The following is a 10,831-nucleotide window of genomic DNA, read 5'->3' as shown; positions in this document are numbered from 1 at the left end:
TGTATTAAATAGAGAGTTTATTGTAAAAATGCCTTCAAAAGTTTGGGTTTCGGATAGTACTTATATCCAAACTAAAGAGGGGTTTGTATACCTGACCACTATTATGGATTTATACGACAGAAAAATTATTGGTTGGAGTTTAAGTGACGCAATGAATACAGAAGAAACTACGCTTGGAGCTTGGAAAATGGCGGTTAAAAACCGAGATGTCGATGAAGGTTTGATTTTTCATTCTGACAGAGGTGTCCAATATGCCAGTAAAAAGTTTGTAAATGTTCTTGATTCCTATAAAAAAATAACCCGCAGTATGAGTCGTAAAGGAAATTGCTGGGATAATGCTGTGGCGGAAAGCTTCTTCAAATCTTTGAAAACGGAATTGATTTATGGGAACAAACTGATTTCTAAAGAACAAATGAAACTGGAGATCTTTGAATACATTGAAATTTGGTACAATAGAAAAAGGAGACACTCTGCTTTGAATTATGCAACTATTGAAGAATTTAACAATCAAATTAATTACAAAAATGTAGCTTAACTTATACTGCAGGTTTTATTTGCATATCCACTTTTTGTAAAACAGAAAGTTCTACGTGTTTAGACATTGTTAGTATTGCTTGTTTATCGTCTTTAGAAATTTGTACTTCTGTTATATTTTCAACTTTGGATAAATCTTCCTTAACTTTTGCTTCACAACCTGAACAGGTCATTCCATCAAGATGGTATGTGTGTTTCATATTTTTGTGATTTTTATGATACAAATTTCGACAACTTGTACTTAAATAGTTTGCATAATTATGATTATGATTTGTGCATTTTTGTAAAGTAATGTATCCGTTTCCCTACATTTCAATTAAATTTTTTTGAATCAAAAGACGTGAAAAAATGTGTTGTTCGGCGATACGTCAATCGTTGATTTACTTTCTACTAATCGAACTACATTCAGGTATCTAATTTACCTTTTATTAATTTGCTTCTTAAGTAATTGTGCATTTATGGCAACGATAATAGTACTCAAACTCATAAATACGGCACCAATTGCAGGACCTAATACAAATCCAGAAGAATATAAAACACCCGCTGCTAATGGAATTGCAACAACATTATAGCCCGTTGCCCATATAAGATTTTGTATCATTTTTTTATAAGTCGCTTTACCGAACAAAATTAAATTGGCAATATCTTGGGGATTACTATTTACTAAAATAATATCAGCGGTTTCAGCAGCTACATCTGTTCCAGAACCTACGGCAATACCTACATTTGCTTGTGCTAATGCGGGTGCATCATTAACACCGTCACCTGTCATTGCAACAAATTCTCCTTCGTCTTGTAGTTTTTTTACAATTTCTACCTTTTGATGCGGTAATACTTCTGAAAAATAACCATCAAGACCCAGTTTATCGCTAACCGCTTTTGCCGTTATTTCATTATCTCCAGTTGCCATTAGTACTTTGATGTTGTTTTCCTTGAATATCTTGATTGCTTCGGCAGCTTCTGGTCTTATTTCATCCGCAAGTGCAATATAACCTGCTAATTTTCCATCTACTAGGAGAAAAACTACTGTTTCTGCTGCGTCACTAAAAGCATCTTCGGGAATTGCTATTTTTTCGTCCCTTAAATAACCAGGACTTACCACTTTAATTTGCTTATTTTCTACGATAGCTTCAACGCCTTTACCGGTAATTGCTTTAAAGTTTTGCAGGTCTGGAATTTGTATTTTATCTTCTTTGACCTTTTTAATTATTCCTACCGCAATTGGATGTTCTGAACTTTGTTCTAATGCACTTGAAAGTCTTAAAATTTCTTCGGATGAATAAATGGCATCCACAGATTCAATTCGAGTAACTCCAAAATCTCCTTTGGTTAATGTACCTGTTTTATCAAATAATAGAACGGATATTTTTCTTGACTCTTCAAATGCTGTTCTGTTACGGATTAATAATCCATTCTAGGCAGATACGGCGGTAGAAATTGCTACTACTAATGGAATGGCAAGACCAAGTGCGTGAGGACACGCAATAACCATTACCGTCACCATTCGTTCTAATGCATAAACGAAAGGAAAGCCTAAAAGTAGCCAAACTGCTAATGTTCCGAAACCAATTGCCAATGCAATATACGTCAGCCACTTTGCCGCTTTATCTGAAAGATTCTGCATTTTAGACTTGGTCTTTTGAGCATCCTCAACCATAGTGATTACTTTGTTGAGGTAGCTGTCTTTTCCGGTATGCTCCACTTTTACTTTTATACTGCCGTTACCATTTACTGAACCGCCAATAACTTTGTCTTTCTCTTCTTTTTTTACCGGTTTGGATTCACCCGTAAGCATAGATTCGTTTAAGTAGCTTGAGCCTTCTACGATAATTCCATCCGCTGGAACTTTCTCTCCTGGTTTTACTAAAATCACATCATCTTTTAGCAAATCTTCGAGAGAAATATCTTCAATAGTTCCGTCTTTTACTCTGTGAGCCTCGGCAGGCATCATACTGACAAGAAGCTGTAATGCTTTTGAAGCGCCTAATACACTTTTCATTTCTATCCAATGCCCCACAAGCATTATTGCAATCAGTGTAGCTAGTTCCCAGAAAAAATCGACACCGGGCAATCCAAAAACAGTTGCAGAACTATAAAAATAAGCGACACTAATTGCCATGGCGATTAAGGTCATCATTCCGGGAGCTCCTTCCTTAATTTCAGAAACAAAACCTTTTAGGAAAGGCCAACCACCATAAAAATAGACGATTGAAGAAAGAGCAAATAGTATGTACGGATTCCCTGGTAGAAGAATGTTATAGCCTAGAAATTCTTGAATCATCGGTGAGAAAAACAAAATAGGAATAGTGAGTATTGCTGTAATCCAGAATCGCTTTTTAAAATCCTCAATCATCATTTTATGATGGTCATGTCCTTCCATTCCCATGGGTACACTGCTATGATCCATTTTTGAGTGGTCCATAGTATAATGTTCCTCTTTGGTCATTTTCATTTTTGAATGATCAATTTTAGGATGGCCTGTTTCTTTATTCTCGCGTTCTTTATGATTTTGCATAGTTTAATTTTAGGTATTGTTATTTTTATATCACATTATTCATAATTAAGTTTGACAGCTTATCGTGATTTTTTTGGTGTGTTTTATCTTTTTATAAATTATATTTTACTCTTTCTACAGAAACAACAACAATTGGAAAACCTAGATCTTTATAAACATCGATTATCAATTGGTGAATCTTTATTTTCTGTTGTTCCATAGTGTTTTGTAAAAGATAGTTTATCTAAAACAAAAAATTTTTTGTAAGAGGTTTCTTTTATTGCGTTTGTTAATTTTTCATCACAATCTAGTTTTAAAAATTGATAATAGTAAATGACCTGGAATAGCTCTATCCATAAAAACAATGTCTTTTGTTTTAATTGAAGCTTCTCCTTCAACTTGCTTATCTAAAATTTCTAATTGAAATTTTCTTTTATTGTTTCAAATGTCTGCAATTGTATGTCCTTTTTTATGCCAAGAATCTATGTAATGTCTGGCATGATCTATTGTATGCTAATTTGTGGAGTAAATTAATTACCGTGCTTTTTCCAGTACTTGGACCTCCTGCAATAACATACCAATTATTGTTAATAGTACTTGAATTCTTATTCATCATCATCTTAAATATTCTTTATAATAATATTTTTTCAATACTATTTATTTCAGGTAAACCATATCATCGCAAGGTTTTAATTATTACTTTTTATTAAACATTTGCAATAACATTTTTCCATAAATGTTAAAAAATTAGTTATTTTTCAGTTGACACTACATTTAAGGGTTACTACATAATTCTGCTGAATCATTTATTATTTTTTTATGCCTCTCTTTTGGTATGCCAATTTGGTCTAGAATATTTGGATTTTCATAAATTTCCTTACAAAGCACAATACCTTTGTCTAATAACTGCGCCTTTTCGGGTTTTGTAAGAGTTGTTAAGGCGGTTAATGGATGTAGCCCTGATTTGTCTATTCGCTCCTTGAGTCCATTTCCTTTTGGGTAATCCCAACTTGCCAGACCTAAACCTACACAAGTTCCATATTGAATGGCATCATTGGTAAATCTAGTGTTTGTGTAAACCCAACCTTTATGTAATTTTAGATTATGTCCGGGTTGTTTTTTCCATTCCATTTCAACATCAATAAATCTAGATTGGATATAAAGAGGAATTTTCACATTGCAAACATTTTGCTGATCTTGATGGTATTTACATTCTATCATATAATGATTATTATCCTTTTGTGCTATGACATCTATTTCATGCTGAACACAATTGCCTTTAACAATGATACCAACTTCTGCTTTAAATCCTTCGTGGGACAATAATTTTCCTATTAATTTTTCGAAAGGAAAACCAGAAGGTCCTAATTCCATTAGTGCTTTTTTTAGATTATATCTTGAAGCACTAACTCTAGATTTACTTTTTAGCATTTTATAGGTCATCTTATAGATTTGCTTGGTGGTCATGCCTTCTTTTAAAGTGCTCTGAATTTCATCCGTGATTTCAAGAATAACGGTTTCATTGGCGTCGGCGCGTCTTAATGAATTTTTCAACTTCTCTAAATCGAATGCTTCAATTGCTCCAGAGTATTTTACAATATTGATTTTGTTTTTCATTTTGACATATGTTTTACTTTTACTGATAGTGGGAATGATTGCGAGTACTAATTAGATGTAAAAAGTGCATTTCATAATACTATTATTAAAACCACTTCTATACCAATTTCTGATTTTGTGATCTATCCAAAAAAAACGTTAGCAGTGCTGTATTCATGTTTAAGCTACTGTTATTTTCTGTTCCAAATAAACACTTTGTATCGTATTCAATAAAGCAACACCTTCATTAAAAGGCCTTTGAAATGCTTTTCGACCTAAAATTAAACCAGAACCACCGGCTCTTTTATTGATTACGGCTGTTGTAACGGCTTCCATTAAATCAGATTCACCATTTGAACCACCTCCAGAATTTATCAATCCTATTTTGCCCATATAACAATTGGCAACTTGTAAACGGCATAAATCAATTGGGTGGTTAGTAGTCAATGTTTCATACATTTCGTCGTCATATTTACCAAAGTCAATATTTTTAAATCCAAAATTATTAGTGGGTAATTTTTGTTTGATAATATCTGCTTGAATAGTTACTCCCAAGTGATTGGCTTGAGCAGTTAAATCTGCCGCAGCATGATAATCAACACCGTCTTTTTTAAAGGAATCATTTCGAAGATAACACCATAAAATAGTTGCCATTCCTAAATTGTGAGCTTCTTCAAATGCTTCTGCAATTTCTTTGATTTGTCTGTCACTTTCATTAGAACCAAAATAAATGGTAGCACCTACAGCAACAGCTCCCATATTCCAAGCGGATTTTACCTTACCAAAAAGAGTTTGGTCGTATTTATTGGGATAAGTAAGTAATTCATTGTGGTTAATCTTTACAATGAATGGTATTTTATGAGCATATTTTCGTGCATTAATACCCAAAACGCCAAAAGTGGAAGCTACTGCATTACAACCTCCTTCAATAGCTAGTTTTATTATATTTTCGGGGTCAAAATAAGCCGGGTTTTTATAAAATGAAAATGCTGCACTGTGTTCGATTCCTTGGTCAACAGGCAGTATACTTAAGTATCCAGTGCCGCCAAGATTTCCATGATTACACAATTGAGAAAGGCTTCGAAGTACTTGGGGATTTCTATTACTATCTACAAATACCTTGTCAAGACTATTTTTACTTGGTGTTTGCAATTGGTCTTTTGTGATTTTCTCGCAAACGTAATCCAAATAATAAGCTGCTTTTTCTCCTAAAATTTCCGATATGTTTTTTTCTATTTTCATTTTAAAAGTATTTAATGAATCCCTAAACTGTGATTTGTTTTGGCAATGGATTTATCGGCATCCATTTCAATTCCGGTAAGTGCTCTAATGGCATCAATAGTTTCCGGTATTACAATAGCTTGGTTATCGACCACATAAGCATAGAATAATTCATCTCCTACAACTTTTAACATATCTTCCCAAAGTGCCACTTCATACATATCACCCCAAGGTCTGCCCATATCCAGAAACATTTCCTTGATGGTATTGTTTGAGACTAAACCTTCGTCGTATTGAATGAGTTTAATACGAGTCGAAGTTTTAAAAGCTTTGATTACTTCTTCCTTTGTGGTTTGTTTTTTCAATTTTACATTCCAATAATGCATGTGACTCAAGGTTTCTGGTACTTTTATAGCTGAAGTAATGACATCCAAATCAGGATCAACACTTTTTGCATCTGGACCTTGATGGCTTGGAATATCTCTTTCGGGAACCATCGTATTCATTATTCCACCTAAATGACTTTCCCAAGGATCAGTAGCTCTTCTTAAAAGTGTACCTCTGGCATATTCTAACAAACCTGCTTTTTTTAAGGCAGTTAATGTTCTTAAAATAGATGTAGTATTGCAGGAAACAACTCTTGTAGCGTTTAGATTTAGTGCTGATTTATAATTGTTTTCGGCACTAAAAGAATGACCTGTTGTTTCGTGTTTTTCGCCACCTTGAACAATAAATTTGAGACCTAAATCTTTATAGATTTTTATATTTTGAGCGGCTATGTTTTTGGGTGTACAATCCACTACTAAATCTACATTTTTCAGAAGGTCTTGCATACTTCCTTTTACTGGAATAGCTGCTTTTTTCATTTCCTTTTCGGCTTCGGATGTGGCATAATAGATATCATATCCTTTTCGTACGGCATTTTGAATACGCCAATCACTAATGATGTCGCATACTCCCGAAAGATTCATATCGTCTTGCTTTTGAATGGCATCTGCTACTCGTTTGCCTATAACTCCATATCCTATAACTGCGATATTTTTCATGTGATTTTATTTTAAATTATTTATTATTAGTTTCCATTCCCATCTGCATATCTCCATCTTCATCTGTGTGCGAATTCATAAAGAAACGTTCCGAAGCTATCATTAGAATAATTCCAATTGTCGCTACAAACAATACCAAAGGATCGCTTATGTATTTGACATAAAGAAAAGCGGAAAGAACCACAACGTCCATAACAATTGCCATTAACGGAATAATTGGAAGGAAATCTACTTCTTTTTTAAGGTGACGAAACAGTCCCCAATGGATTGCAATGTCCATAATTAGATAAAAAATAACTCCAATAGATGCGATTCTGGTTAAGTCGAACGAGATGGTTAGTAGAATTGCGAGAGATACCGTGAATATGAGTGCTGGATTTTTAAAATTCCCAAGTTTTTTTAAAGAGGGAACTTGTTTCATAGTACTCAACATTCCCAATAAGCGAGAGGAAGAAAATACACTTGCAATCACACCTGAGAAGGTGGCAACAATTGCGATAGCTACGGTAATCCAAATACCCCATTTTCCAAAAACAGGTTCTGCGGCTGCCGCTAAAGCGTAATCTTTTGCTTTGATAATTTCAGGTATGCTTAATCCCCCTGCGACAGCAAGTGCTAAAGCAACATAAATAACAGTACAAATAAGTATAGATGCTATTATAGATCGTCCTAGGTTCTTGTGTGGATTATCAATATCTCCACCTTGATTTGTTATAGTTGTGAACCCTTTGTAGGCAAGAATTGCTAGTGCTAATGAGGCTACAAAACCAATTCCAATGGGTAATTCTTCAGCATTTTTTGGAATGTAATTTCCAGTAATATCTGCAAAGCCTGAAATTAGTAAACCGGCAATTGCAAGTAATGCGATACCAAGTACTTTTATGATTGCTGTAAAAGTAGCTGTTGTTTCAATGACTTTATTTCCTAAAATATTCACTATAAATACAATGACCAAAAGAAACACGCCTAGAATGGAAGCATAAGTGGCAAAACGCTCTGGGAATAACCGAAGCGTGTAAGCCCCAAATGTACCCGCTACTAAACTCTGGGAAACCACCATTGAGACATACATCAATAATGAAAACACGCCTGTTATAGTTCCTGGGCCGTAGGATTTATTTAAAAATTTTTCAACACCGCCTGAAGAAGGGAACGCATTTGAGAACTTAACGTACGAGTAAGAACTAAAACATACGACAATGGCACCTGCAATAAAAGCAATAGGAAATAAATCGCCCACTAGCTCTGCAATTTGTCCCATAAGTACGAATATTCCAGCGCCAATCATCGCGCCTGTTCCAAGAGAGATTGAACCTATTAATGAAAGCTTATTATTTGTATTGATATGGTTTCTCATAGTAAACTAATTTTTAACGTAATTCGCTGTCACTATAAAAACCAATAGCTCATTTAAAAAAAAAGCTTAATATTAAAGAAAACTTCTTTTAACGGTCATTTATTCTGAGGATATTGGTTGATTCTAAACGGTTTGTATCGCTATAGTAAAAGATAATTGCTACTTTGATCTACTGTTACAAATGAAATCATAAAGCATAAAAATTAAAGAGTCATTCAATTAAAACACCAGGAAATTCGAGATAATTAATTTTTAACTACCATATCTAGTATGGTTTTATATTAGTATCCGCGGTTACAATGTTTTTTGACTCTTCATATTCTTCTTTAGTTATTTCACCATTTGCGAAACGTCTTGTCAAAATGTCTAGTAGACGATCTTTCTTTTTTCTTTCTCCGGGAATACCCCAAGGAGTTGCAAAAATCCATATTAGAAACAACATCCAAACAATCCACCATATTTAGTGCCTTCCACCAAAATGTCTTTTGTAATCATGTATAACTTCAAGTTCTATTTTGGCATTACTTAATGATGTTCCGCATGGTCTGCTTTTGTTGTTCCCTCACTAGTTTTCATATTATCCATATTCTGCATGTTCATTCCTTTTTCTCCCATCATTTTTGTGCAGGATTCCATACAATCTTTGCTCATCATTCCTTTTTCGTTCATCATTTTCATCATTGTACCCATCTTCTTTCCGTCGTTCATCATTCCGTTCATCATGGAATGCATCATTGTACTGTCTTTCATCATCATTTGCATGCCCTCTTCTAGCATCATGGTGCTTTGCATATTCGTTCTGAATTCTGTCCGATATTCCGGGTTTTCTGCAATGATTTTTATGATTTCGCTTCGGGTCGCATCGTTCTGAATCATTGATTTGACGTCGTTCTTTTGACTGCAACTGTTCAAGCCCAATAGGCCGAATACAGCTAAAATAAGTGCTAAATTTTTCATATTATTTGCGTTTTATTAAAGATTACTGCTTGTTTTACGATAAAATTTTTAATTAAAAAATCCGTCAATTTATCAGAAGCGTTGTCGGTTGCTCCTAATTAGATGCATTACGTAACACGAACACTACTAATAATTAGTGTTCGTGGACATAGTTTTTTATACAATTACTATTTCTGAAAAGTACAATTGTCATTATATCTTGTCTGAAAAGATAATTAGTGCCCTTAACAGCACGATTTTTTTGTGGATTTCTCTTGCGTCTGCGGTTTTGCATCTGAGGGACTTGCTACAGATATTGCGTAATTTCCTGCTTTTGTTAAAGCTTCTTGAAGTAGTTCGGTTGGAATATGATTTTCCATTGTAATTGTTGCAGTTGGTGGGATCAAAGACACTGTTGCCATAATTCCATCAATTGTATTTAAAGCTTTCTCAACAGTTGTACGACATCCATTGCAGCTCATTCCGGTAATTTGATAAGAATGTATCATTTTTATTTTGTTTAATATTAATACCTCAAATATCCGAATGAACTAAGTAATAATGTTGGTTAATATTATCTTTATTTAGTATAATTTACAGATTCTCAATTGGTTCGCGTAATTTAATTTTCAATTTTTTAAAATCTGTTGCTGTTAAACCGGTTACTTTTTTGAATTGTTTACTTAAATGAGCAACACTGCTGTAGTTCAACTGATCAGCAATTTCGCTTAATGAAAGTTCATCGTAGATTAATAATTCTTTTGCACGTTCTATCTTTTGCGCTATAAAATAATGCTCAATGGTTATACCATTCGCTTCTGTAAAGAGATTACTTAAATAGTGGTAATTCTGGTTCAGTTGGCTACTAATGTGATTCGATAAGTTTACTTTTAAAACTGCTTCCGAATGGTGCACTAACTCCAAAATAATCGTTTTTATTTTCTCGATAGTTTGGCTTCTTTTGTCATCTAAAACTTCTAAACCGATTAATTCTAAATTTTTAATCAATTCTTCTTTCTTGTCCTCTATGCAATTTTCTTGAATTGTAATTTCACCCAATTCAATAGAAGTAGGATGTAGCCCAAGTTTTTCTAACTCGAGCTTCACCATAATTTTACAGCGGTTGCAAACCATGTTTTTTATAAAAATTTTCACTGTTATTCTTTGTTTTCTAATCGGTTTATCATTTGTTTCATTTGCTCAATTTCCTTTTCTTGTGCAATGATAATGTCATCGGCTAGTTTTTTGAGTTCAGGGTCTTTAAAATCTACATTGCTACTCGTCATAATTGCTGATGAGTGATGCGGAATCATTGCTTTCATATATTGAATGTCTGTAATAAAAGTTTGGGTTCTCAACAGATATAAAGTTCCAGTAAAGGAAATCGCTGCGAAGACTATTATTCCATAGTTCGTTTTATGATTTGGATACATTTTCCACATAAATAACAACATAGTTATTGCCATAGCAGCTATCATTAAAGTAGTCATGTAAAACCGAGTAATACTATTGAATACATGGCTAAATGCTTCAAGATTTAAAAACATGACCAAATACATGATTACGAATGAAACAGCCATTATTACGGCAAATTTCACGTACGGGTTTTTCTTTGTGTGCTGGTTATTTTCTTGCATAGTTTTATAT

11 protein-coding genes and 1 pseudogene are annotated in these 10,831 nt (G+C 33.8%); 1 reads left to right on the top strand and 11 read right to left on the bottom strand.

Annotation, left to right across the window (positions count from 1 at the left end):
- Nucleotides 1-535 (top strand): IS3 family transposase (locus AP058_RS00900; protein ID WP_066305744.1); only part of this gene is annotated, 535 nt, incomplete at its 5' end.
- A 1-nt stretch (nt 536) separates the two neighbouring features.
- Here the strand turns inward: AP058_RS00900 and AP058_RS00895 are convergent.
- The 11 genes and pseudogenes from AP058_RS00895 to AP058_RS00845 form a co-directional block, all read right to left on the bottom strand.
- Nucleotides 537-734: a heavy-metal-associated domain-containing protein gene (locus tag AP058_RS00895; protein WP_066305741.1), complete on the bottom strand. Its 198-nt coding sequence runs from the start codon at nt 732-734 to the stop codon at nt 537-539.
- 218 nt (nt 735-952) lie between these two features.
- Nucleotides 953-3,049, bottom strand: a pseudogene (locus AP058_RS00890) (copper-translocating P-type ATPase).
- 753 nt (nt 3,050-3,802) lie between these two features.
- Nucleotides 3,803-4,645: an ATP cone domain-containing protein gene (locus tag AP058_RS00885; RefSeq protein ID WP_066305739.1), complete on the bottom strand. Its 843-nt coding sequence runs from the start codon at nt 4,643-4,645 to the stop codon at nt 3,803-3,805.
- Between the two features lie 159 nt (nt 4,646-4,804).
- On the bottom strand, nt 4,805-5,866 hold the full coding sequence (locus AP058_RS00880; RefSeq protein ID WP_066305737.1) for a class I fructose-bisphosphate aldolase: 1,062 nt from the start codon (nt 5,864-5,866) through the stop codon (nt 4,805-4,807).
- A gap of 11 nt (nt 5,867-5,877) precedes the next feature.
- Nucleotides 5,878-6,891, bottom strand: a complete 1,014-nt coding sequence (locus tag AP058_RS00875) for a type II glyceraldehyde-3-phosphate dehydrogenase (RefSeq protein WP_066305734.1) — start codon at nt 6,889-6,891, stop codon at nt 5,878-5,880.
- Nucleotides 6,892-6,907: 16 nt separating this feature from the next.
- Nucleotides 6,908-8,248, bottom strand: a complete 1,341-nt coding sequence (locus tag AP058_RS00870) for an APC family permease (RefSeq protein ID WP_066305732.1) — start codon at nt 8,246-8,248, stop codon at nt 6,908-6,910.
- 265 nt (nt 8,249-8,513) lie between these two features.
- Nucleotides 8,514-8,690: an SHOCT domain-containing protein gene (locus AP058_RS00865; protein ID WP_157492547.1), complete on the bottom strand. Its 177-nt coding sequence runs from the start codon at nt 8,688-8,690 to the stop codon at nt 8,514-8,516.
- Nucleotides 8,691-8,773: 83 nt separating this feature from the next.
- A complete protein-coding gene (locus tag AP058_RS00860; protein WP_369815120.1) occupies nt 8,774-9,124 on the bottom strand; it encodes a hypothetical protein in 351 nt (116 codons plus the stop codon).
- A 305-nt stretch (nt 9,125-9,429) separates the two neighbouring features.
- Nucleotides 9,430-9,693: a heavy-metal-associated domain-containing protein gene (locus AP058_RS00855; protein ID WP_066305729.1), complete on the bottom strand. Its 264-nt coding sequence runs from the start codon at nt 9,691-9,693 to the stop codon at nt 9,430-9,432.
- A gap of 85 nt (nt 9,694-9,778) precedes the next feature.
- Nucleotides 9,779-10,294: an AraC family transcriptional regulator gene (locus tag AP058_RS00850; RefSeq protein WP_082706528.1), complete on the bottom strand. Its 516-nt coding sequence runs from the start codon at nt 10,292-10,294 to the stop codon at nt 9,779-9,781.
- 47 nt (nt 10,295-10,341) lie between these two features.
- Nucleotides 10,342-10,821: a DUF305 domain-containing protein gene (locus AP058_RS00845; RefSeq protein WP_066305726.1), complete on the bottom strand. Its 480-nt coding sequence runs from the start codon at nt 10,819-10,821 to the stop codon at nt 10,342-10,344.
- Between the last annotated feature and the right edge of the window lie 10 nt (nt 10,822-10,831).

This window comes from Flavobacterium sp. TAB 87 (assembly GCF_001529295.1).
GTDB lineage: Bacteria > Bacteroidota > Bacteroidia > Flavobacteriales > Flavobacteriaceae > Flavobacterium.
Note: the sequence above shows the minus strand (reverse complement) of the source record. Positions and strands in the feature narration are given on the sequence as shown.